Annotated in this window: 28 protein-coding genes; 26 read left to right on the top strand and 2 right to left on the bottom strand. The window is 38.3% G+C overall.

Annotated features, from left to right (window positions below):
* Positions 1-7: 7 nt before the first annotated feature.
* The 12 genes from DR017_RS09415 (at position 8) to DR017_RS09360 (ending at position 8,502) form a co-directional block, all read left to right on the top strand.
* Entirely contained in the window at positions 8-697 is a 690-nt protein-coding gene (locus DR017_RS09415) for a hypothetical protein (protein WP_002679742.1), read from the top strand.
* Positions 698-702: 5 nt separating this feature from the next.
* Positions 703-1,743, top strand: a complete 1,041-nt coding sequence (locus tag DR017_RS09410) for a hypothetical protein (protein ID WP_002679620.1) — start codon at positions 703-705, stop codon at positions 1,741-1,743.
* Positions 1,740-2,480, top strand: coding sequence for a hypothetical protein (locus tag DR017_RS09405; RefSeq protein ID WP_002679555.1), 741 nt, complete (start codon positions 1,740-1,742; stop codon positions 2,478-2,480). The genes DR017_RS09410 and DR017_RS09405 overlap by 4 nt, the downstream gene beginning before the upstream one ends.
* 22 nt (positions 2,481-2,502) lie before the next feature.
* Complete coding sequence (locus DR017_RS14385; protein ID WP_002679735.1) at positions 2,503-3,219, top strand: hypothetical protein; 717 nt, start codon at positions 2,503-2,505, stop codon at positions 3,217-3,219.
* Between the two features lie 315 nt (positions 3,220-3,534).
* The gene (locus tag DR017_RS09395; protein ID WP_002679560.1) at positions 3,535-4,242 is read left to right on the top strand and encodes a hypothetical protein; all 708 of its coding nucleotides are present in this window, start codon (positions 3,535-3,537) and stop codon (positions 4,240-4,242) included.
* 39 nt (positions 4,243-4,281) lie between these two features.
* Positions 4,282-4,833: an N-acetylmuramoyl-L-alanine amidase gene (locus DR017_RS09390; protein ID WP_370443775.1), complete on the top strand. Its 552-nt coding sequence runs from the start codon at positions 4,282-4,284 to the stop codon at positions 4,831-4,833.
* A 2-nt stretch (positions 4,834-4,835) separates the two neighbouring features.
* On the top strand, positions 4,836-5,525 hold the full coding sequence (locus tag DR017_RS09385) for a hypothetical protein (RefSeq protein WP_002679637.1): 690 nt from the start codon (positions 4,836-4,838) through the stop codon (positions 5,523-5,525).
* 32 nt (positions 5,526-5,557) lie between these two features.
* Positions 5,558-5,842 carry a hypothetical protein gene (locus DR017_RS09380; protein WP_002679632.1) on the top strand — a complete coding sequence of 95 codons (285 nt, stop codon included), beginning with the start codon at positions 5,558-5,560 and terminating at the stop codon, positions 5,840-5,842.
* A gap of 542 nt (positions 5,843-6,384) precedes the next feature.
* Complete coding sequence (locus DR017_RS09370; protein WP_002679727.1) at positions 6,385-6,681, top strand: hypothetical protein; 297 nt, start codon at positions 6,385-6,387, stop codon at positions 6,679-6,681.
* The gene (locus DR017_RS09365; RefSeq protein ID WP_002679654.1) at positions 6,678-7,163 is read left to right on the top strand and encodes a hypothetical protein; all 486 of its coding nucleotides are present in this window, start codon (positions 6,678-6,680) and stop codon (positions 7,161-7,163) included. Before DR017_RS09370 ends, DR017_RS09365 begins: the two co-directional genes overlap by 4 nt.
* Positions 7,164-7,264: 101 nt before the next feature.
* Positions 7,265-7,393, top strand: a complete 129-nt coding sequence (locus DR017_RS14380; protein WP_002679800.1) for a hypothetical protein — start codon at positions 7,265-7,267, stop codon at positions 7,391-7,393.
* A 56-nt stretch (positions 7,394-7,449) separates the two neighbouring features.
* Positions 7,450-8,502 (top strand): NAD(P)/FAD-dependent oxidoreductase, encoded by a 1,053-nt coding sequence (locus tag DR017_RS09360; protein WP_002679649.1) that lies wholly within the window; start codon positions 7,450-7,452, stop codon positions 8,500-8,502.
* 102 nt (positions 8,503-8,604) lie between these two features.
* On the opposite strand, the gene DR017_RS09355 is transcribed toward DR017_RS09360, so the two are convergent.
* On the bottom strand, positions 8,605-9,432 hold the full coding sequence (locus DR017_RS09355; protein ID WP_040361272.1) for a prephenate dehydratase: 828 nt from the start codon (positions 9,430-9,432) through the stop codon (positions 8,605-8,607).
* 331 nt (positions 9,433-9,763) lie between these two features.
* Between DR017_RS09355 and DR017_RS09350 the strand changes: the two genes are divergently transcribed.
* The 13 genes from DR017_RS09350 to DR017_RS09290 all read left to right on the top strand — a co-directional run bounded on the left by DR017_RS09350 (position 9,764) and on the right by DR017_RS09290 (position 20,752).
* Positions 9,764-10,546 (top strand): hypothetical protein, encoded by a 783-nt coding sequence (locus DR017_RS09350; RefSeq protein WP_002679766.1) that lies wholly within the window; start codon positions 9,764-9,766, stop codon positions 10,544-10,546.
* Between the two features lie 57 nt (positions 10,547-10,603).
* Positions 10,604-11,296 carry a peptide chain release factor H gene (gene prfH, locus DR017_RS09345; RefSeq protein WP_002679696.1) on the top strand — a complete coding sequence of 231 codons (693 nt, stop codon included), beginning with the start codon at positions 10,604-10,606 and terminating at the stop codon, positions 11,294-11,296.
* Positions 11,297-11,407: 111 nt separating this feature from the next.
* Positions 11,408-11,809: a hypothetical protein gene (locus DR017_RS09340; protein WP_040361296.1), complete on the top strand. Its 402-nt coding sequence runs from the start codon at positions 11,408-11,410 to the stop codon at positions 11,807-11,809.
* Positions 11,806-12,357: a 3'-5' exonuclease gene (locus DR017_RS09335; protein WP_002679638.1), complete on the top strand. Its 552-nt coding sequence runs from the start codon at positions 11,806-11,808 to the stop codon at positions 12,355-12,357. Before DR017_RS09340 ends, DR017_RS09335 begins: the two co-directional genes overlap by 4 nt.
* A gap of 6 nt (positions 12,358-12,363) precedes the next feature.
* Complete coding sequence (locus DR017_RS09330; RefSeq protein ID WP_002679700.1) at positions 12,364-13,200, top strand: hypothetical protein; 837 nt, start codon at positions 12,364-12,366, stop codon at positions 13,198-13,200.
* Between the two features lie 25 nt (positions 13,201-13,225).
* Positions 13,226-13,573, top strand: a complete 348-nt coding sequence (locus tag DR017_RS09325; protein WP_002679674.1) for an immunity protein CdiI family protein — start codon at positions 13,226-13,228, stop codon at positions 13,571-13,573.
* Positions 13,570-13,968 carry a DUF4304 domain-containing protein gene (locus DR017_RS09320; RefSeq protein ID WP_002679694.1) on the top strand — a complete coding sequence of 133 codons (399 nt, stop codon included), beginning with the start codon at positions 13,570-13,572 and terminating at the stop codon, positions 13,966-13,968. The genes DR017_RS09325 and DR017_RS09320 overlap by 4 nt, the downstream gene beginning before the upstream one ends.
* A 6-nt stretch (positions 13,969-13,974) precedes the next feature.
* Positions 13,975-15,366: an RtcB family protein gene (locus tag DR017_RS09315; RefSeq protein WP_002679570.1), complete on the top strand. Its 1,392-nt coding sequence runs from the start codon at positions 13,975-13,977 to the stop codon at positions 15,364-15,366.
* A 131-nt stretch (positions 15,367-15,497) separates the two neighbouring features.
* Positions 15,498-15,779: a hypothetical protein gene (locus tag DR017_RS09310; RefSeq protein WP_002679587.1), complete on the top strand. Its 282-nt coding sequence runs from the start codon at positions 15,498-15,500 to the stop codon at positions 15,777-15,779.
* Positions 15,780-15,785: 6 nt separating this feature from the next.
* Positions 15,786-16,232, top strand: a complete 447-nt coding sequence (locus DR017_RS09305) for a PIN domain-containing protein (protein ID WP_002679723.1) — start codon at positions 15,786-15,788, stop codon at positions 16,230-16,232.
* A gap of 441 nt (positions 16,233-16,673) precedes the next feature.
* The gene (mutS, locus tag DR017_RS09300; protein WP_040361276.1) at positions 16,674-19,256 is read left to right on the top strand and encodes a DNA mismatch repair protein MutS; all 2,583 of its coding nucleotides are present in this window, start codon (positions 16,674-16,676) and stop codon (positions 19,254-19,256) included.
* A 152-nt stretch (positions 19,257-19,408) separates the two neighbouring features.
* Positions 19,409-20,071, top strand: coding sequence for a hypothetical protein (locus tag DR017_RS09295; protein WP_002679680.1), 663 nt, complete (start codon positions 19,409-19,411; stop codon positions 20,069-20,071).
* A gap of 75 nt (positions 20,072-20,146) precedes the next feature.
* Positions 20,147-20,752, top strand: coding sequence for a hypothetical protein (locus tag DR017_RS09290; protein WP_002679568.1), 606 nt, complete (start codon positions 20,147-20,149; stop codon positions 20,750-20,752).
* A gap of 106 nt (positions 20,753-20,858) precedes the next feature.
* Here the strand turns inward: DR017_RS09290 and DR017_RS09285 are convergent, their stop codons facing one another.
* Positions 20,859-21,566, bottom strand: coding sequence for a response regulator transcription factor (locus DR017_RS09285; protein ID WP_002679714.1), 708 nt, complete (start codon positions 21,564-21,566; stop codon positions 20,859-20,861).
* Between the two features lie 88 nt (positions 21,567-21,654).
* Between DR017_RS09285 and DR017_RS09280 the strand changes: the two genes are divergently transcribed.
* A complete protein-coding gene (locus DR017_RS09280) occupies positions 21,655-23,883 on the top strand; it encodes an FAD-dependent oxidoreductase (protein ID WP_002679600.1) in 2,229 nt (742 codons plus the stop codon).
* Positions 23,884-23,932: the final 49 nt, after the last annotated feature.

Below are 23,932 nucleotides of genomic sequence, written 5' to 3'. Positions count from 1 at the left end.
AAAAGAGATGTCAGTAATAGCCAAATTGTACTTCGACGGGGGAGAAAGAACCCTCCTAAGTTATAACTTCCAAGCAAATAAGAGTTTAGGGAGTAATGGTCTTCCTACCTTTTTAAAAGAAATGGTATTCAATGTATCGTTTTACCCAGAAAAAGGTGATGAGTTCTTTTACCGTTGGGTACTCAATAAAAGTGAAGAACCTCAGCGGGTAAAAATAGTATTATACGATATAGTTTGGAAACGTGTAGTAGAACAACACGAGATTATTTATTCCACAGGAGTACAGTTTAATAGCGAGTTCGACCACCAATTAGGCACTATAAACCGACTTAAAATCCCCGCTCTAACTCTTATTTCTAACGAAATATACTATACCGATATACGCTTCGGGGTACATTACTTTGGTGAAATTGAAAGACAAAAGAAAAAACAACAAACACCTGAAATAGTAGGCTATTATTTTCAAGATATGAACGGGCAACGTATAAGTCAAGATGAATTAGAGCCTGAAATGGAAATATATCTATGTGTCGAAACCGAAAACGCCTCAAACCAAACGCTCACCATAAACCTAAATGACCCTAATATAGATTATGAATATGAAGGACAAATGGTAGAGAATGACGTTTTAAAAGATATTTCAATCTCAGGGACTACTACTCGTATCAAATTAAAAACCGTTGAACCTAAAAATTAAACAAGATGGCAGAAAATAAAAAAACAAATTTAGCTACTGTACGTTTTAGTAGTGGCGTAGGCAATACATTGCAAATTAAATTTCCTAAGGTTGTTTCTTCTCAAAAAGATAATACAGAATATATTTACTATACAGAAGAAGGAGAGTATTTAGGAGGTAATACTAATAGTAATAAAGTATTCATTAGCACTAAAAATGAATATGATAAGGCTAAAGAAAAAGGTAATTGGAATTTATTAAATATAGAGAGTAATATTCTAAAAGAGGGAACAAAATCCATTACTCATAACTTTTTAATTGATACTGCTGGAATTATATTTGCAGAAAGTTCTCAATATAGATATAATAAAAATAACTTCCCAGAAGAATTAAAATATGAGATGTTTGCATTAGCAAGTGTTTATAAAGCTAATAAAGTTGCTTTTGCTAAAAATACAGATACTAAGAAAAAATATGTAGGGAGAACTTGTCAACAAAGAAATAATGCAAAATCTGATAAATTAGCAATTGAAGCCATTATAAAAGTTTATCTATTAAATAAAGAGAAAGACTGGAGTAATGGGGCTGATATGTGGGATGGTGCTGAACAAGCTATGTATCCCATTGGAGAAGATAGTTTCTTTATAGAAAGAGGAAAAGGACGTATTGAATTACATATGAATACAATGGGATGGAGAATAAGTGAAGAACATTACCAAAAATGGAAAAAAGGAGTAACAAATTTAGGGGTAATATTCAAAGCTCCAAAAGAAAAATTTACATCTTCTCTTGAAACACCTCCAACAATAAATTTGACTTCATACCAAAAACAAAAAATGAAAGAATGGGAAAAAACAGTATTATTCAAAGATAAAGAAGAATATATTAAAGCTATGAAGGAACTTGAAAAGAAAGAGGTTTTTGAGAAAAATAAAAAGGAAAAAGAAAAAAATAGAAATTTGAGATTCTATTCTGAAAATACAATTTCTTTACAATCTAGAGCTGTCTATTTAGGAACTATTTTTTGGAAATCAGAAGATAATATTGAAAAAAGAATTAAAAAATGAGAAATCTTTATGCCTTAATAACATTCTTTTTCTTCCTTTATTTAGGTTCTACCTATTCTCAAAACAAAATAGTTAAATATACTGATGAGAAAGGCTGGGAACAACAAATTTTATATTATCTTACCCCAAAGGGGAAAGAATATGCACGTGTATATTTATTTTTAGATAAAAAAGATATTTCTCGTGATTCGCTTGCTTTCTATAAAACAGGTATTAAAAGATATATTTCTGATGGGTATGGGTATAAACTTTCTGATCAAATAGATTATGAAAATCCTAAAAGGCTGAAAGGAGAACATTTTTTATTACAACACATAAATTCTATTGACGGTTGGGATAATTTATTTTATGACAATATCTTAATAAAAGACTTAATAGGAGAACGAAAAATAAAAGCTAATGAATTGTTTTTTGATAATCAATTAAAATTTGAAACAGCTCTTTTTGGACGTTCTTCTTATTCTAATTACTATTCAAATACAGGACTACCTTTTGAAAGTGATAGAAACTATAAAAACATTGCTTGGGTTAAAATTAAATTCAATGAAAAAAAGAAACCCATTCGTTTAGAACTTCTCCTAAAGAAAGACCCAAAAATGACTAACCCTATTTACAAGGATTTTTATTATATTCGAGAGTATTTTTATAACAATAATATTATAAGTAAAATCATCACGACTATAAAGGAAGTAGGAGGAGAAACAAGAAAGTATACAGAAACTTATGAGGTGATTTAATTTGTAGTTAAAAAATAACCCAATGAAAATAATAGTTTTATTTTTAAGCTCTTTATGCTTATTTCAATGCAACAACAACGTGAAGGATAATAATTTAAAGGTGAGCAATCATAGCGATATTCCTTTACCCCCTCCATTGCCTGATAGCCTTGTTCAAAAATACAAAGCTACTAAATTCTTTAACTTTCTTGTAAGCGAAAATACCGACTTACGAAATGAAATTAACTCATCATATAACTTGGTAGAAATCAACTACCAAGAAACACCTTTAGAACCTAATTTGTGGCTATCTATCTTTACCTTAGGAGATACAGTATATGATTTTGTAGTGAGAGGCAAATCAGTTATCTTTAAAGAAGTATCATCAATATATCACGCAAATAGAAACTTTAAATACAAAGATTGGAATCACGATGGAAAGAAAAATATTGTGGAATACTACGGACAATGTGAATCAGGTTGTTTAGCCTATTCTGAATATATGGCAGTTTATGAGGTTGAGAAAGATACTGTTCTATTAACAGTGCAACTACCTTTAAAAGAACGAAATTGTATGTTTGGTAATGAAATGATAAGCATAATAACCTATACTTATAAGGTAAATAAGAACCAAGTTTCCGTTAAGAAAATAGAGGGCACACGGAGGGATTGTAACGCTGATGATATACAAAAAGTTGAAGCAGTTACCCATAAGAAATTTCTATTAGATACACTTACTGATAAAGTGCTTGATTTATAATATCAATTAAGAATTGAAAAATTGCGTCGCGAAAAGTCTAAAAATCGCTTTTTCGTCACTACACTTTGCCAAAGTTTAATTGCTCGTCGTGCTACGACCTTTGGCAAAGTGTGGAGTTGTATTGATAATTGTGATTGTAATAGTATGAGCCTCTTTTTCCTACACTTAAAAAGGGTATAATCCATTTATTTATTGTATCTTTGCCTAAAGTTCCTGAATTCTCTCAAATACAAAATTACTAATTTTCGGAAACTTTTACTTCTCTAAAAAAGTTTAAACAGTTTCATTGTATAACATTGAAAAATATTTCTAATTATGAAAGTAATTTTATTAATATTATTGTCCCTCCCGCTTAGTTGCCATTTTAAACAAACAGTATCTGAAACACAGACTGAAAATATAAAAAACGACACAATTTATAGTAATAGTGGAAATGAGTGGAAAATAAAAGCTATTAAAATAGATACATTAATTATTCGAGGGAAAGATACTGCCATAGTTAATAAGTTAGAAACTTATGGCTTTAAAGATGATAACTCGGTATATTATACCTATTGGGGTTACTATGAAAAAGATATTAATCCCGAATTTCCTGATAGCAAAAATATAATTCCTGTGCGAAAGTATATTTATAAAAAAGGTAAACTTATATACGAAAGTTTTCATTTCCCAGAAAAAGATAGTATGATTTATGGGAGAGACATAGAACAATGTGATGAATTAGAAATTCGTTATGATGAAAAAGGAAATGTTACACAACGATCTTGTAATGGTATTGCATCAAATGAAGATGTTAATACAGGTTTTGCTGTAGGAACGTGTTACGTTTATAAAGATAATAAACTTGTAGAAGAACTTTATTTTCATAATGCTAAAATAGGTAATGATTATATCCTCCACAAGATATATGATGGTAAAGGAGGGTATAAAGAAATCTATACCAATAACTATATGCTATATGAGAATGATAGCGTTGTTCTTTCTCCACAAGAAATAAAAAGACGAACAAAGACTAAGAAATAAGCATTACTAGAAGCAGGATTAGATGAACCTGAAAAATGGATCGTAAATAATAAAGAACTCGATAAATATAGAACTGAACATATTTTAGCTCTTAGGGTAAGTAGGAAAATGGAAGAACTTTTAACTAAAAAAGGTTTTGAGTGTTATTTGACAAGAAATAACGAAACTGTTGAAAAATTAGTGTCCGAAAGCGCAATATGGAAAAGAATGGATTTTGCTAATGAAAAGAACGCAGATTATTTTATTTCTATTCATGCTGATGGTTCAAAAGGTTATCCTATAGGCTCTCATGCTATTTATACAAATAACCTTGATGATACTCTTAGTAAAGAAATAGCTTCTGATATATTGAGGTTCTATACAATTGTCCCTCACAGTGAAAAACACCCAAGGAAAGACACAGATCAAGATGTTGGACTACTAAATAATACAAATAGAGCAAAAGAAAAAAAATTAGTAGAAAGACGAACTTTAGTTGAATTAGGCTTTATTACAACACCAAAAGACGCTAAAATAATGTTTGAAAATATAAACAAAATAGCAGAGCAGTTGGTACAAGGTTTATTATATAACATTGATAAAAATTTTTAATTATGAAAGCAGTTGTCCTATTATTTCTGCTATTATCCGCTTGTAATGTAACTCAAAATCAACAAGAAAAACCTTTAGAAGGTAAAGTTAATGATACTATTTATGAAGGAAGATATAAGCGGATAGCTAAAGATTCACTTATTATTCGTGGGAAAGACACTGCAACAATTAATGAATTAAGAATTTACCAATTTGATAATAATACTGATGTTTCATATACTTATTGGGGTTATTACAAAAAAGATATTGACCCAGAAGTTCCTGATTATAAGCATATAATTCCTATACGAGAATATTATTTTAGAAATAATAAACTCATATCTGAAACTTTCCATTTCCCAGAAAAAGATAGTATGATTTATGGGAGAGATACAGAACAATGCCTTGAATTAGAGATTGATTATGATGAAAAAGGGAATATTATAGGAAGATCTTGTAATGGTATTGCATCAAATGAGGATGTTAATACAGGTTTTGCTGTAGGAACGTGTTACGTTTATAAAGATAATAAGCTCGTAAAAGAACTTTATTTTCATAATGCCAAAATAGGCGACGATTATATTCTCCATAAGATATATGATGGTAAAGGAGGGTATAAAGAAATCTATACCAATAACTATATGCTATATGAAAATGATAGCGTTGCTCTTTCTCCACAAGAAATAAAAAGACGAACAAAGACTAAGAAATAATATTGTGGGTTTTAAAAAGAAACTCTAATTGTATGAAAAGAATGATAGTATTACTACTGGTTTTAGTTTCTTGTTCACAAAGTAAAAAAGAAAATAAATCAGAATTTATAGCTCACATAACCGACTCTATTTCAAAAGAGGTAGAGCTGAAAGTCCGTGCTAAAATAAAAGATTCTTTAGAAATGTATAGATTCAAAAGTGATGAAGAGGAATATTTGAGCAAACTCTCTGAAGTCAATTTTTATAAATGGAAAAAGAAATACTTAAGTACATTTTCTCCCGAAAAAAAAGGACGGGTTTGCAACAACAATAATTAGAAATACTTTTGATAATTTAGAAATCAACTATAAACGAAAAATAAAACTACACGGAATTTATAAGGGTAAAGATGAAGTTATAAATAGTTTTTTTGAAGCTGTAACTAATAATTGCCCAGAAAAATTGTCGATTTTTAAAGATACTTATGAACTAAATTTAGATAAAGACAGTTATTTTTTCCCTGTTAGTGTACTCAGTGAAGATTTGCTAAATAAATTGAATTATGATTGTTTTTGCAACAATTTTAACAAAGCTGAGGTCATTAAAAAGGATACCATTTATAGTTTTGAAATATTTAGAGGAGATTGTAGAGGAGTTGAAGTTTTTAGTAGAAATAAAGAATGAAAAAGTTTGGCTTATAGATATAGCTTTTTATGCGTTTATGTACTATAATTTGAGTAATATTACAAAATAGGTTATATAATCGCTGATATATTTTTCTTCCAATTCCTAAAAAAACTTTTTGTTTTTGTTGCGTTTTAAATTTGTTTTATTTATCTTTGTCCCATTGTTTAATAAATATAGCAATTAATCAAAAGAGATGTCAGTAATAGCCAAATTGTACTTCGACGGAGGAGAAAGAACCCTCCTATTTGGTGAAGAAGAAAAAAAAGCATTTGGCACCTCATCCGATGACGCTGACTCAGCAAAAGAGATAAAGATTTACATCTATGCTTTGGATAGTTGGAATTTTAGCAAAAGAACTTCAAAAGTTTCTATACATAGAGTTTCTCCTACTGGTCAAAAGAAAAAAGTAGGTACTACAAAAGGAGATGGAACCGCAAAAAACATAGTTAATATAGGTTTAGAATGCCTTAACTTAAAAATAGGAAGATGAGAAAAGTATTATCCTCTGTAATATTATTACTGTTTATTTCTTGTAAAACAACCTCTTTAGAATATTACTTCCCGATGGAATACAGCACTTTATCAAAAGTGGCTGAGGAGATTAAAAAAGTAAAAAGTATTAATAGTGATGTCTTTTTAATGTTCAGTGTTGAAGGTGATTTTTTTGTTTTAAAAATCATTCCTTCTGACAATTTACGTAATGAAAAAATAGGCTCTTTGAAAGTGATAAATTCTAATCGATTTGTAGAAATAGAGGGGTGTAAATACTATATAGTCAATAGAGCTGACACTTGGTTTGGAATCGTCTCAAAAGAATATATCACTCATCCTGCAACAGGTAAAAAAGTGTTAGCCTATAATCGCCTTACTAAAATATATGATGGGACTAATACTTTATACTTTGATAGAGAATGGAATTTTGTAAAAAAAAGTAGCCTTATCAATTACGATAATGTAAGTAAGAATAAATAATATTTCAAATTACACTCTTATATGGATTATTGCATTTTCTTTTTATGCTTGGCTATTTTATATTATAAACTCATATATTACAAAATAAATAAACAGCACAAATGAAAATAATATTATTATATTTATCTGTATTTGCCCCTGTGGCTAAAGTCTATAAATCTGATGAAAACAATTATCAAACAGAAGAATACTCACAAGAAAACTTATTAACAGATATACTAGTAAGATAATTATCACACAACCTCTTACCTCTTATCTCTTACCTCTTACCTCTTACCTGAATAAAATGTACGACTTTATCATCATAGGTGCGGGACTTGCAGGCGTAAGTTTTGCCCATACCCTCGAAAAAAACGGCAAAACCTTCTGCCTCCTCTCCGATCACTCCCAAGTGGCGAGCGTCATTGCGGGAGGGGTTTATAATCCCGTTGTTTTAAAGCGATTTACCCCCGTTTGGCATTCCGAGGATATAATGAATAGTGCCAACCGTTTTTACGATGAAATTGAGGCTAAAATGCAATGTCAATTTCGTATCCCTATACACGTAGTGCGCAAATTCGCTTCCGTGGAAGAACAAAACAACTGGTTTACAGCTTCCGATAATCCGCTGCTCGCTCCTTATTTGAGTCCTGTGATATTGCCCGCTCTCAACGAGGCGCTACCAGCACCCTTTGGCTTAGGCGAAGTGCTCCACACGGGGAGATTGAACGTACAACACTATATAACCGAAAGTTTAAAACGCTGGCAAGCAGAAGGGGTGTGCTACGAGAAGACTTTTGTGTACAACGATTTAGAAGTATACGATACACACGTGACTTATTGCGGAGTTACCGCCCGAAATATCATTTTCTGTGAAGGCTGCGGTATTGCCAAAAATCCGTATTTCAGCAAACTGCCTATGCGTCCGTGTAAAGGGGAGACCCTCACTATCAGCGCTCCTGGTTTGCAGTTGCAACACATCTACAAAAGTGATGGGGTGTTGATTCCGTTAGGTGATGATAAGTATATACTTGGTGCTACTTACGACCCCGAAGATTTAACTGAAGTAATTACCGAAACTGCTCGTATCGAACTTTTAGAAAAACTGCGCAAAATGACGAGCGTTCCTTATGAAGTGCTAAGTCATCAAGCGGCGATTCGCCCTACAGTAGCCGATAGACGACCCCTTTTAGGGCAACATCCTCAACACTCACATCTGTGGGTGTTCAATGGTTTAGGAACCCGAGGTGTACTCAATGCTCCTTACTGCGCTCAAGTGCTTTACCAAGCCGCTTTTGAAGAAATAGAAATCCCCCACGAAATGAATATCAACCGCTTCGCCAAGAGATTTAGGTATTAGGTTTCAGGGGTCAGGTGCTAGGTTGTCACTTTTCACTTTCCCTTGCCTACTTGTTAGGCACATACCCAGCTCCGAGCCCTCGCTGGCTTTATCTCTTACCTCTTATCTCTTATCTGACATAAATTTTCCCAACACTTTCAGTTCTTCTGTCATTATCTCCAAAAGTTGCATCGCTTGCTCAAATTGGGCGTAATGTTCAAACCCTACATCCACGAAAAAAGCGTATTTCCAAGGTGTTTCTATCACTGGCAACGACTGTATTTTGGTCATATTTATATCGTGGTCGCGCAACACGTTCAGCACGGTAGAAAGACTTCCGCTCTTGTCGTATACTTGGAATTTTAGCATAGCTTTATCAATTGCTTCTTTTGGCAGATGGCTATCAGTAGTAGAAAGCACCACAAAGCGTGTAGCGTTGCGTTTGATAGTTTGGATACTTTCAGCTAATATTGGTAAGTGGTAAAGCGCAGAAGCTGAGGTTGAGGCAATTGCAGCGACACCTTTCAGCTGCTGCTCGTGAATTTCTTTAGCAGCTTGAGCGGTGTTAGTAGCTTCTACCAAACGGATATGAGGATATTGCTCAAAAAAATCTTTGCACTGCAACAGTGCCATATAGTGTGAGCGCACTTCGGTAATATCGGCTAAAGTTTGATTGCCAAGAGCCATCAGGTGGTGTTGAATATTCATATAGTACTCGCCCGTGATGTGCAAGTTGTTGCGGTCGATAAGCGCATAGTTAGGCAGTATAGCCCCTGCAATGCTGTTTTCAATTGCCATTACCCCCCATTGGGCTTCCCCACTTAAGAGTTTTTTCACCACTATATCAAAATTGCGACATTCTATAACGTCTATATCCTTACCAAAATAGGCTTCAGCCGCCTGATAATGAAACGAACCTTGGGTGCCTTGTATGGCTATTTTTTCATTCATAGTGCAAAAATACATCTTTTTTCTTGCATATTCAAAAAATTGTTGTACCTTTGCCCCCGATTTTAAGAATTATCGTTTAACTAAATACAAAAATACGCACGAAGAAATGAAATATATCAAGTTACATATCGCATCTGTATTACCTTTCCACAAGGTAACGCTTCGTGGCGTATCCGCTTGATTAGAACAATAGTATAATATATAGAAGAGCCCGAAGCACCCCGCTTCGGGCTTTTTGTTTTTCCTCACAAATAAAACTTTTAGGACACCTTCCTATCACATTTTCCCGAAGCAATTTGTTAATTATTAATTGTCAATTGTTAATTGAAAAATGGGAAATCTATATATTACCGCTGAAGGCGTTTCTCGCCTCCGAAATTTGCGTTCTCGCAAGCGCATTGCTCGAGAAGACCACGAGAAGTATTTGCGCGAATGTATCAAACGCCAAAAAGTACTCTTTAAACAACGCCGTGAACTGCCACTTGTACCACTCGAAAAACCTTACCAAAAGGGTTATGTGCGTTTCTTTGTACTGAGGGAAGATGTGCGACAAGGCAAGCAAGCCGACTTTTTCGCAACACTTTTGGAGAAAATCAACACTTATCAATACGCTGATACACGCAAGTTCCAAAAGAAGAAAAAGCGCCGTGGCAAACGCGTTTACATAGCTCGCAAACAGGAATTGTACTCTTTTAGTCAGTGGGAATGGGAAAGAGCCCTTGAAAGGGAAAAATTCACCCAAAAAGAACGTGCCTATTTTGCAAAAATAGAGTGTTTCAATCGGCAAAAAGACCGTTTTGAAATCCATTACGAGTTTACCGAGGCGTGGCGTTTTGAACTGCGTGTAAAACCTAATATGATTACGCATTACCGTCCGGTAGATATAGCCATAGAGCGCGAACTTGCCGAGCTTGATAAAATCATAGATAACCATAAGAATTGGGGAACTATCACTCATAAAATCTATGGTCGTCGCAATTCGTGGAATCAATACCAAAAGCACTATACGCCTAAGGAAAAGTACAAGCGCACCCCGCTGAAAGAAATTACAGCCCTTAAGTATCACACCTCAGCAATGGAAATCGCTGATATGCTTTTGGAGGTCAGTCTTTAATCCCAATCCGACCAGTCCGCCCCGTCCGACTCGTCCGATTTACAAAAAAACAAAAAAATGCAAGAAAAAATCATACAAATCACCGCTGGTCGTGGTCCTTTAGAATGCCAATGGGTAGTAGCCAAAGTGCTGAAAACATTTTTGCAAGAGGCTGCCCAAGCAGGCATCGACTATACCATTCTCAGCCGTGAGGAAGGCGATGCCAATCTCACTGTCAAATCGGTTACCCTGCAACTCAAAGGCAAGGAGTTAGCACCATTTTTGAAAACTTGGCTCGGCACCGTGTGCTGGGTAGGTAAGAGCACCTTTCGCAAATTCCACCAGCGCAGCAATTGGTATATAGGCGTTTTTGAGCTCGACCAACTGCAACGCCAGACTTTCTCGGAGCGCGATGTACAGTTCCAAACCACTCGCTCGCAAGGCAATGGCGGACAGAATGTGAACAAGGTAAATTCGGCAGTACGCGCTACTCACCTACCTACGGGTATCAGCGTATTGGCACAAGATTCACGTTCGCAACTCGATAATAAGAAACTCGCCCTTGCCCGCCTTAAAGAAAAACTCGCCGAAATGGAGCTTCAGCAACTTGCCGAGCAAGCACAGAGTCATTGGAACAATCACACCCAAGTGCAACGCGGCAACCCTGTGCGCACTTTCAAAGGCACCGATTTCAAAAGCACTTATGTAGAAAAAAGCTATAAAAAAGAACGCGCTGCTGCCAAGAAGGAAATTAGAGAATTAACAGATTAGCCAATGCTCGTCGTGCTACGACCTTTACCAAAGTTGAAAAGAATTTCAGCAACCCTCCAAGTTATTCTGAGTTTCTCCGAGATATCAGCATCTCTCAAAAAAACAAACTTTATGACAGGAAGAATGTACCAAGATACCCATTTCAACTTTACGATGCTCAATGGTTTACCTATAGAGCAACTAAAAGTGTGTGTAAATCCTGATGATGGAAATGTTTTAATCGTCTATCTGAAAGCAGAAGGACAACCTATTTTTCATTTCTTTTTAGATGTGGGTATTGCTTTTTGTGAGTGTTGGAATGAGTATGAAGTAGATGAGGACGATGATGACTATCGCTTTGATGACCTTACTGAGGCTTGGCAACTCAAAGGCAAACACATTAGCGCTATTTTTGCCCAAGAAGTAGCGGGAAATAGTGAGATTACCTTTCTTTTGGAAGAAGGTGAAAAACTCCTGCTCTACTATTGCCCCACAGAAGATAAGAGCTATTTCATTAAAAAATTAAAACAATGACAAACAAAATCATTATTATAGACTTAGAAGCGACTTGTTGGGAGGGAATACCCCCCAAAGGAGAAGTCAGTGAAATTATAGAAATTGGCATTTGCCTGCTCGATACCCTTACAGGTGAGATCAGCGATAACAGAGGTATTTTGATAAAGCCTACACATTCTAAAATCAGTCCTTTTTGTACCCAACTTACCACCCTTACCCCCGAACTCGTAGCGCGGGAAGGCGTAAGTTTTGAGGAAGCCTTCCAAATCCTTAAAAAGGAATACCAAGCCTATCAGTACACTTGGGCGAGTTATGGGAATTACGATAGGAATATGCTCCAAAAGCAATGCGCCCTTAGGAAACTGCCTTACCCAATGCGCAATGAGCATATCAATGTAAAGGAACTCTTCCAAGAGGTAACCCAGCACCCCAAGCGATTGGGAATGCATCAGGCACTGAACTACCTGAAGATACCCCTTGTAGGAACCCACCACCGAGGCAAAGACGATGCTTATAACATCGCTAAAATAATGCACTGCTTGTCTCATTATCAATTGACAAATTAATTCGCAATGAAAAACAACCTTATTCACGGCGTTCATATTTTTGAAAGCGATCTCGCTAATGAGTTGGATAGCATAGTAGAAGATGCTTATCACTACGGCGCTACAGAAGCCGAAATACGCTCCCTTATAGACACTTTTCGCAAGGAAGCAGTGCGCACTGCTTTGGAGAAGGAAATATTTTTGACCCTTCGCCTTGCTATTTTGTGGCAGTATGGGTGGTTGCGCCCCGAGGAGGTAGCTCCCCTGCAACAGTTGGTACAAAAAGGAGTTTCTAAAAAGTGGCTACAGCAGTTTGGTACTGATACCCCTCAGATGAGTTATGAAAAACGACAACAGCAAGTAGTACGACTGCTATCTCGCCTTGCCACTGCTAATACAGCAGTGCCTGCACGCGAACATTGGCAAAAGGTAACCGATTTCCTTTTTGTGCCTTATGAAGTGCTGAGCGTACCCTTGTTGGGAGGTCAGTATGGTGCGGTATGGCTATTGAGGACTGATAACTATGAGGGCGACGGACATTATACTTTCGTGGAACTATTATATAAAAGTACTGAAAAGCCAACGATGGAATCGCTAATGGAGGCGCGCCTTCAGCTGATGGGAGATGGTGAGAAGGAAGTGCTCAGTGATGTGCGTAGGGTGAGTCATAAAGCCTTGTTGCTCTTTGCCGAACGCTTGGAGAGGATAGGTACTGCGATTCCTAAGAAATCCCTGCCAGAGCCTTCGCCCTATATAATAGCCTACGATTCTTTTGAGAAATTCGTACAGCGATGGAACAGCGATACAGGTATCCCCGATAAAAGGAAAAGAAAGAAGTTCAAGTCAGTTGTTGCCCATTGGTAAATTAGTAAATTGACAAATTAATCTTATGAAAAAGTTTGAATTTAAATACCAATTTGAGTTCTTTTGTTCCCCTATTTGGATAGAGGAAAATGTGAAGAATCCTACCCCTCGCAATGTGGAGATTGCGGATTTGGATATCAATCCTTATTTAAAAGAAGAATTAGAGGAACTCAACCACTTGTATCAAGAGATTTTCAATGACAATTACCCTCCTGAATCCGATTTCAAAGATGCCGTAAGTGAGTATATATTTGTAAACCGTGTGCTTGTTTCAGCAGAACTTTTAGAAAAAGAAGTAGGGGAGCAATACACTTTTGTCTTTGATTATCCCAAATGGAGAGAAAGAAAAGAACAATTAACAAATCTACTATGAAAGAGAAAACAGCTACACAAATTGAGTTCGACGAGATGGTAAAAGAACTCTATCAAATACTAAAACCCTTAGGATTTAAGAAAAAAGCACTACATTTTTACCGAGTAGTGGAACAAAGTCTGCAAATGATTTCTATTCAAAAAGGCGCTTATGGCAGCGCTGATGAAATCTATTTCACGGCAAATATCAAAAAAGCCCCTTATAAGGAGCCTATCTCTTTCTATCCTGATGATAATACCCAGCGTATAGGTGATATCAAAGGCAATGGCGATATTTGGTATGAGTTTTCTGGCACTATCGTCGATATTTTTAAACGAAAACAAAAATTTAAAGAGAGTAGAGAAGCCTTTTTGAGTGATATACAGCAAATCGTGCTTCCTTATCTATCTAATTAGCAAATTATGGCAAATTTAAAACTCAAAGGGAAAGACCTACTCAAGTTAGGCTTCCCGAATAATCAATCTATTAATGTAGCGTTGGAAGTGATGAAGCGCAATTTCGCTACTAAGAATACGGCTTATGTAAAGTCGGTACTTGAAGATATTCTAAAAAATCCTGCGCAGTACGAAGGACACCTTACTTTTGGTCAGATAGCCGAGGCGCTGCTTTCGTCTACTAAAACCGAAAAACGACAGCTCAACACTACCCGTGCCCCTTATCATATCTTTGGCGACGACATCACCGAAGAAGCAAAAACGCAACTCTATACGGCTCTCAAACTTCCTATTTCGGTAGGGGGTGCGCTAATGCCTGATGCCCATAGTGGCTATGGTTTGCCCATAGGGGGCGTGCTGGCGGTGGAGAATGCAGTCATTCCTTATGGCGTGGGCTTGGACATCGGTTGCCGTATGTGCCTCAGTATCTTGGATATACCCGTGTCTTACCTTTCGGGGGCACGTGATAAGTACGAAAAAGCCCTTGTGGAGCATACGAAGTTCGGTATGTACGAAACCCATAAATCACACGTAGACCACGAGATTTTCGACCGCGATACGTTTTCGCTGATTCCTATCCTCAAACGATTGAAGGACAAAGCTATCAAGCAGATGGGTACTTCAGGTAGTGGCAATCACTTTGTAGAATTTGGCGAGGTAGAACTTTTGGCAGACGACCCACAAATAGGCTTACCCAAAGGAAAATATCTCGGTATTCTTTCGCATAGCGGTTCGCGTGGTTTTGGTGCTGAAATTGCTCAGTATTACGTGCGCGTGGCAGCCGAACAATGTCCGCTCCCGAAGGAAGCCCAACAGTTTGCGTGGCTCGACCTCAATACCCACTTAGGGTTAGAGTATTGGACGGCTATGAACCTCGCAGGCGATTACGCTTCGGCTTGTCACGATGACATTCACCGCCGACTTATTCGCGCGGTAGGCGGACGATTGAGGGCGCGTATTGAGAACCATCACAACTTTGCGTGGAAAGAAATTCACGATGGCAAAGAGGTGGTAGTGCATCGCAAAGGGGCAACTCCAGCAGGGGAGGGGGTACTGGGTATTATTCCTGCCTCGATGACCGATGCCGGTTACATAGTGCGCGGCAAAGGTAATGCCCAGAGTTTTAGTTCAGCTTCACACGGGGCAGGACGGGCTTTCTCGCGCAATGAGAGCAGGAATCGCTTTACCAATTCCGATATCAAAAAAGTCCTCAAAGCCAAAGATATCACCCTTATCGGGGGCAATGCCGAAGAAGCTCCTATGGCGTATAAAAACATAGAAACCGTAATGGCTTCCCAAAGCGATTTGGTAGATATCATCGGTACTTTCCAGCCACGCATCGTGCGAATGGACAAGTAATCAGTTATTTTTGAATTATGTTATGATGTAAGGGCGTTTTGCAAACGCCCTTACAAATAAAACTTTTTAGACAGTTTTTTATTTGCTTATATGGTAATTATCTTGTATCTTTGCCAAAAATAGAAAATATTATGCCTTATACAATTACCATTGCCGATAACAATCCACAAGCACTACACCTTGTGAGATATCTTAAAACACTCGATTTTGTAAAAGTTACAAAACAAAAAGAACCTAAGTACTCTCAGGAAGTATTGGATGCTTCTAAAGTATTAAAAATGACCCCTGAGGAAATCGTAGAAGCCGCTAAAGAAGAAGAGATGACCCCTGAGGATTACGCGTTTGTGATGACAATCTCTAAAAAGATAAATCACAATATAGCTAAACGTTGGGATAAACACTTTAATATTTAATATGATATGATTATCATTGCCGACAGTAATATTTTTATGAGTGCTCTTGTAAATCCTACAGGACGTACAGCTTCTATATTAGCTGAAAGGAAGAAAATACAATATATAGTGCCTGACTATCTCATTACTGAAGTAACCGAGCACATTCCTGATTTGGTAAAACGCTTTAAAAATCAGAAAACAAAAAAGGAACTATTAACCGATTTTAAAAAGCTATTAGAAGGTATTACCATTGTAAGTGAAAAAGAGGTTAAAAAAGTTAATGCTATTAAAGCAAAAGAAATAGTTGCTGATATAGATATAAAAGATTATCCTTTTATTGCTCTTCATCTGCAAATCAAACACAAAATATGGACTTCTGATAAAATCCTTGTAAAGGGACTTACTGAAAAAGGTTACGGACATTTCTTTACCTCTACAGAAGAATTGAGTGAACATCTCTACAAAAAATAAAACCTCTAATTTACTTATTTTCAGTTGAAGAAACGCTCCTCTCACATAAAGAATATGCTATATGTTTTGTTGCTTCCGTTACTTTTCATTGGTATATTGTTTAGTCGCTTTTTTGATAAGATGGACGAAAAAATACATATTCGCACTATACTCGCTTGGATATTCTCACCCATTACTGTCCTATATATAGGGTTGCGGTGGGTAGTGAGAAAGATTTTCGGTAGAAGGCGTTTATTTCACTGATAATCAAATTCTTCTAAAACGTGTTATGTAGGAAAGCCAGCGATAGCTGGGTATGTGCTGCAAACGCCCTTACAAATAAAACTTTTTGGACAGCCTCTTTTACAAACTCTTCCAACAAGATTGCTCATTGACAAATTATTACTATCTTTGCCCTTTCAAAACTTTTCACTCTTAACTTTTCACTTTTCACTAAAATATATGGCAAAAGAAACCCCACTAATGAAGCAGTACAATCAGATAAAAAGCAAATATCCTGATGCTTTACTGCTGTTTAGGGTAGGCGATTTCTACGAAACCTTCGGTGAAGATGCCGTAAAAGCCGCTCATACCCTCGACATTGTGCTCACCAACCGCAACAACGGCACCGAGCGCAGTGAATTGGCGGGTTTTCCTTACCATTCTATCAATACCTATCTCCCCAAACTCGTAAAAGCGGGCTACCGCGTCGCAATATGCGACCAGCTGGAAGACCCTAAACTCGTGAAAGGCATCGTAAAACGAGGTGTTACCGAACTCGTTACCCCAGGGGTTGCCCTCAACGACGATATATTGCAGAGCAAAAGCAACAACTTCTTAGCCTCAGTATGGTTGGGCAAACAAAGTTGTGGGGCTGCTTTTCTCGATGTTTCTACCGGTGAGTTCTTGGTAGCACAAGGTGATAAAACCTATATCGACAAGCTCTTGCAGAACTTCCGCCCCAGCGAACTACTCGTTGCTAAACACCAAAAAAAGGAATTTGCCGAGCATTTTGGCGACGACTTTCACTGTTTCTACTTGGAAGATTGGGTCTTTAAAGATGATTATGCCCAGCAGGTACTCACCAAACACTTCCAAACCAACTCTCTCAAAGGTTTTGGCGTAGACGAACTCACCGAAGCAATTCTTACCGCAGGAGCTATTCTCTACTACTTATCCGAAACCCAACACCATCAACTGCAACACATTACTGCCATTCAGCGCATCGCCGAAGAGGCTTATGTATGGCTCGACAAGTTTACCATTCGCAATTTAGAACTCTATGCGGGCAATACTACCCCCTCGGTGAGTTTGCTCGATGTGATTGATAAAACGCTGTCGCCTATGGGTAGTCGTACCCTCAAACGCTGGTTGGCGTTACCGTTGAAAAAGTTAGACAAAATCCGTCAGCGTCACGAGGTGGTCGATTACTTCTTGAAGCACATCGATGTATTAGAGCAGGTAAAAACTGCCCTCAGTCGTATGGGCGACATCGAACGACTGATTTCTAAAGTCGCTACCCTGAAAATCAATCCGCGGGAAGTAGTGCAATTGCGCGCTTCTTTGGAGCATATCCCCCTGATAAAACAGTTGTGTTTGGCTTCTGCCAATGAATCGCTTAGCCTTTTGGGCGATAAACTCCACAGTTGCGAACAGCTTAGCGCGCGCATTGCCGAAACACTTAGTGAAGATGCCCCAGTGAATATCGCCAAAGGCAATGCTATCGCCAAAGGTTTTTCGGCAGCATTGGACGAACTACGCGGACTCTCGCATTCGGGCAAAAGCTATTTAGACGATTTGCTCTTGCGCGAAAGTCAACGCACAGGTATTCCTTCTTTGAAAATAGATAGCAACAACGTGTTTGGGTACTATATTGAAGTGCGCAACACCCATAAAGATAAAGTCCCACCTGATTGGATACGCAAGCAAACCCTTGTGAATGCCGAGCGTTATATCACCGGTGAACTCAAAGAATACGAAGCCAAAATATTAGGCGCTGAAGAAAAAATCGGTCAGTTAGAGCAATCGCTATACGCGGAACTGATTGCTTTTATCAGTGAGTACATCGGTCAGGTACAGACGAACGCCACCCTTATCGGTCAGCTGGATTGCCTTTGTGGTTTTGCTACTTTGGCAATGGAAAACAACTATCACCGCCCCGAGATGAACGAGGGGTACGCCATTGACATTAAGGACGGTCGCCACCCTGTGATTGAAAAGCAACTGCCCGTAGGTACGCCCTACATCGCCAACGATGTGTATTTAGACCGCGAACGCCAGCAAATCATAATGATTACCGGACCTAATATGTCGGGTAAATCCGCTATTTTGCGACAAACTGCCCTGATAGTACTCTTGGCACAGATAGGCAGTTTTGTGCCTGCTGCCAGCGCTCAATTAGGTATCGTCGATAAGATATTCACTCGTGTAGGAGCAAGCGATAACATTTCTATGGGTGAATCTACTTTTATGGTCGAGATGAATGAGGCAGCCCTCATTTTGAACAACATCTCCGATAGAAGTTTGGTGCTCTTGGACGAAATCGGGCGTGGTACGAGCACTTACGATGGTATTTCCATAGCGTGGGCAATCGCCGAATATTTGCACGAACACCCCAGCAAAGCCAAAACCCTTTTTGCGACCCACTATCACGAACTTAACGAGATGAGTGAGCAGTTCGAGCGCATCAAGAATTACAATGTATCGGTAAAAGAAACCAAAGACAGCGTACTTTTCTTGCGCAAACTCACCGAAGGTGGTTCAGCGCACAGTTTTGGGATACACGTAGCGAAGATGGCGGGAATGCCCCAATATGTGATTCAGAAGGCGAATAAAATGCTCAAAAAGCTCGAAGAGAGTCATAATGTAGTACCCACTGCCGAAGTGGTTAAAAACGCCCAAAAAGAAATGCAATTGAGCTTCTTTGATATGAACGATCCACTTTTAGAAGCCCTAAAAGAAGATTTACTCAGTCTCGACATCAACACCCTCACCCCCGTAGAGGCACTGATGAAACTCAACGAAATGAGAAAACGAATTAGCTAATTAGCAAATGACGAGTTACGAGTAGCATCGCTACATTCCCCCTCAAGGAGGTAGCCAGCAATAGCTGGGTATGTGAAAAGGGGGAGGTTTTAGTAGTATCACTACACTTTGGTAAAGTCTATAACAACTAAACAATTTAAAAATAAACAAAAATGAAAAAGACAATTTACACACTTTGTGCAGGCGTATTCGCGCTGCTTACCATTATTGGCTGTTCTAAATCTGATGATAACGACAGCAAAAAGAACAAGGATAAAAATGATGTCGAAGTTACAAACTTCAACATTCCTAAGGAAGCTAAAGCCATTTTGCCCGACAAAACTCTTACCGAAATGGTTGCTAACGGAATGACCATTCACGAAGGAACTAACCCGCCTAATATCGAGGGTATCTATTTGCTCGACAACCTCAAATTCCTTTACACCAGTGACCCCGACGATCATTACTTTACCAAAGGACAACCAGCTGCCGATTATAAATACAAGTTTTATGATCAACAAGGAGTAAAGGTGAAATCGAATTACAAAGTACTGAAATTTGGTGCTTTAGACACAGCTACAGGCTCTGGTGCTATCATTTCAGGTAGCGGTAACAAGTTCACCGTTTTCCTAAGCCACGCTGCTAATACAGAAGGTGTAAAGAATAACGATATAACTCTAATTTCAGGGGAACTCACATCTCAAGGTATTAAGAATTTGGTTTATGTGCTAACAGTTACTCAAAAAGATGACAGTAACAATAAAATAATGAAGGTAGGTACCTATCGCATTTTCACTCACTACGAAAGTATTGCTCAAAAACAAACAACATATTAAATATCAAAGAGATATAGGGAGGTGTTGTATTGAATATTGTACATTTGCCTCCTGTAATTTAAAAAAATAGCAAAAATGAAAAGAACAATCTACGCACTTTGCACAGTAATATGTGCTTTATTTGTAATGACTTCCTGCTCAAAATCCGATGATGAAAAAGGAGGAATAAACAATGATAATTTCTCTTCTGAGGTAACAGCCGTTGCTTCTAAGGAAACTATCCAAAAAATGGCTGCTGGTAAAGCTACTATCTATGGAGGTACCACCCCTCCAAAAGTTGAACTTCCTTCTGGGTTCCTTTTTCATACAGGAGAAATAGTGCTCAGCCATACTACTCTTGGAGATAAAGATCCTATCATAAACAAAGTTCAAGATGGATTTTTTTATAGATTTTACAATCAGAATGGCTCTAAACTAAAAGTAGATTATTTCAACCAATCAGGAAGAACCTATGCTGCTAATGGTGTAGATGCGGTTATCTCAGGAGAAGGGAATAAGTTTACTATTTTCTTTCTCAACAAAGAAAGAGATTTAGTTGCCCTTTCAGGTGAATTTACTGGAGATGCCATAAATGGATTTCAATTAGCAAACTATGTTAAGGTAGCTGACACAAACTCTCCCGTGGGAACAGTACGTGTCTTTAAAAGCAAAAGTGGCGCCGAAAAAATACAAGGATTCTAATGAGTAAATTTGCTAATTAGCAAATAAAAAACTTCTCTTTATCTAAAAATAAAGGGAAGTTTTTTTATTCTACTCCCTAATACCTGATACCTGACACCTGCCCCCCCTACAAAACCCCTTTTTTCCTCGCGATGTCAATCGCTTCTATAAGGCTTTCGGCATTGAACTTTTCCCGTATATTTTGTCGGTGTCTATTCACTGTGTAAGTGCTGATGAAGAGTTTTTCTGCTATTTCCTTGCTTGAAAAACCTTGAGAGGCAAGTGTGAGTATTTCCTTCTCCCGCGGGGTAAGTGTAAAAGCGTCCTCTTCTTCTATTTTTATAGGGATAATCTCTCCCGTTATACAGTGTTTCATTTGCACCCTCACTGGCAAATTCTCCGATTGGTCAGGGGCAATTTCTATAATGCCTAAGGCGAGGTAATTGTCGTCAGTAACTTCTAATAGTTGCACCTCGTTAGTCACGCGCCCATAAGTGCCATCGCTTGCCATTCCGCGATAGTCGTAAATATATTTGTACTGCACTTGTTCTTCTTTGGGCAAGGACGATAGAAACTCGTAAATCTTCTCATCTATGAGCTCTTTCATCGCCAAATCATCGGGGTGGATGCGCCGTTTTAGCGGATAATCTTGTATTTCGTTGCTGTTGTTTTGAGGAATATCGTCGTAACCAAAGAGTTTAAACTTATCGGAAATAAAATAGAAATGCTCGTTTTTATCTACTATAAAAACGGCATTATTCCCTATTTTTGCAAGCATTTCGGCATAAGGGATATACTTCTGTGCTAAGATTTCCATAGAGGTTGAGGTGCTCATCGTCAATTAAAAATGGTTATTTTTGCGTATTGCCACACTTGCGCAACCGCCGTAATTTTGCCCCAAAATTAATAATTATTTCTCAAAGATGAAAAATTACAACAGTATTATTATAGGCAGTGGCTTGGGCGGACTCATCGCTGGAGCTACTTTGGCACTCTGGGGCAAGAAGGTAATTGTGCTCGAACAACACTATATCGCTGGCGGTTGTGCCACCGCTTTTAAACGCAAAGATTACTTGATGGAAGTAGGGTTGCACGAAATCGACGGACTCCACGAAACTGACCCTAAACGTCCTATCTTAGAACTTTTAGGGGTGTTTGATGAAGTAGAATTTCTAAAAGTACCAGAATTCTACCATTTGAAGAAGCAAAACTTCCAGTGCACTCTGCATCACGGGGTAGAAGCCAAAGCAAAACTCATCGCTGATTTTCCCGATAGCAAAGCTGAAATCGAACGCTTTTTTAAACTTATCGATAAGCTTTACGCCGAAATGCGTCGGCTCCCCCACAACAAATGGCTCAATATATTGCTCTACCCGCTGATGCCTTTCTTGATTCCTACGATCATCAAAACTTCTACAATGAACACAGGTGATTGGCTGGATGCAAATATCAAAGATGAAGCGCTCAAAAACGTGCTCACGGCTAATTTGGGTTATTATACTGATGACCCTTATAACCTCTCACTGATGTACTTCCTGATGGCGCAAGGCAGCTATCTAAACGGAGGAGGCAACTTCGTGAAAGGGGGTTCGCAATCGCTGTCTAACTACTTGGTGCGCTTTATTGAAAAACGTGGCGGACAAGTGCTTACAGGTAAGTTTGTAGAAGAAATTTTGGTGGAAAACAACCAAGCGGTGGGGGTGAGCTATCGCGATACGTTCAACAGTGCGGCAGCTAAACAATCGCTCTATGCCGATAGTGTGGTCGCCAATGCTGCCCAACCTATAGTCGCCCAGATGCTCCCCGAGCCTTATCGCTCTAAATTAGCGCAAAAGGTAGCGCCTTTAGAACTCGCCTGTTCCCTGCTCACCATTTATTTGGGTTTCAATACCGATTTGAAAAAATTGGGCGTAAACCACTATTCTACGATTATTCAGGGTCAAAAAGACTATAAACTGAAAGATGTAAAAGCCGATTCGCAAGGCGATTGGGCTCAAAAATCATTTACTTTTGTGAATTACGGGGCAGTAGATGCCCAGTTAGCTCCTGAGGGAAAGACGGTAGGTGTGATTTGTGCTATTGATTACCTCAAAGAATGGGAAGGACTCAGCGAAGTGGAATATCAGCAGAAGAAGGAAAGAATCGCACAGCTGTTTTTAGCGCGTTTAGAAGCTGAATTTCCTACTATTCTTGAGTACTTGGAGTGTTATGAGGTAGCAACTGCCAAAACGATAAAAAGATATACTTTAAACCCGCAGGGCACCCCTTATGGTTATGTGCAATCGGTGAAACAGACTTACCCTAAACGCGATAAGCTCACCACTTCACCGCTGAAAAACTTGTACTTTGCTTCAGCTTGGGCGCCTTCAGGTGGGGGATATTCAGGGGCGATTTACAGCGGTTTTATGACGGCAAACAAGATGAAAACCCAAGTGAAATGGCGTAACTATGCACCCTCAACGCTCACCGATGAACGCTGTGTAAAACTCTTAGCCAAAGAAATTATCGCCCATAACACTATCTTGCTCACTTTTGAAAAACCTAAAGATTTGGCGTATCAAGCAGGGCAGTATGCCGTTTTGCGCCTCGATAACCCTCGTTATACCGCATTGGATATACCTTTGCGTCCGCTCTCAATGGTCTCTCATCCTGATGAAGATACTTTGCAGTTTGCAATGCGCCTCAGCGATAGCAGTTTTAAGAAGAGTGTTGTCGAAATGGTGATAGGCGATACCGCTACGATATTCGCTCCTATGGGTAATTTCACTCTTAAAGGAGAGAATAAGCGCATCGTGTTCCTCGCCTCAGGCATTGGCATTACCCCAGTACTCCCGATGCTCAAAACCTTAGCACAACAGCAATTTGCAGGTGAAGTAGCAGTGTTTTACTCTAATAAAACCGAAACCTCAGCCGCTTTTCAGAGCGAATTACAACACAGCACTTTGGCTAATTATAGCTATCTGCCCGTGTTCACTGCCACCCAAAAGCGCCTCAACGCTGCTTTCTTAAAGGAGCATCTCCACATCCTCACCGATTGCGAGTATTACATCGTGGGAACCCATAGCTTTACCAAAGCAATGCAGGAACTCCTTCTCAACGAAAAAGTCCCTGCAGCGTTTATTTTTAAAGATGATTTTGGTTCAGCTTTCTGATGCTTTATTGTCTAAAAACAAATCGGCTAATTTGCTAAAAGTGTAGTGA

This window comes from Capnocytophaga sputigena, from assembly GCF_900446695.1.
GTDB lineage: Bacteria > Bacteroidota > Bacteroidia > Flavobacteriales > Flavobacteriaceae > Capnocytophaga > Capnocytophaga sputigena.
Note: the sequence above shows the minus strand (reverse complement) of the source record. Positions and strands in the feature narration are given on the sequence as shown.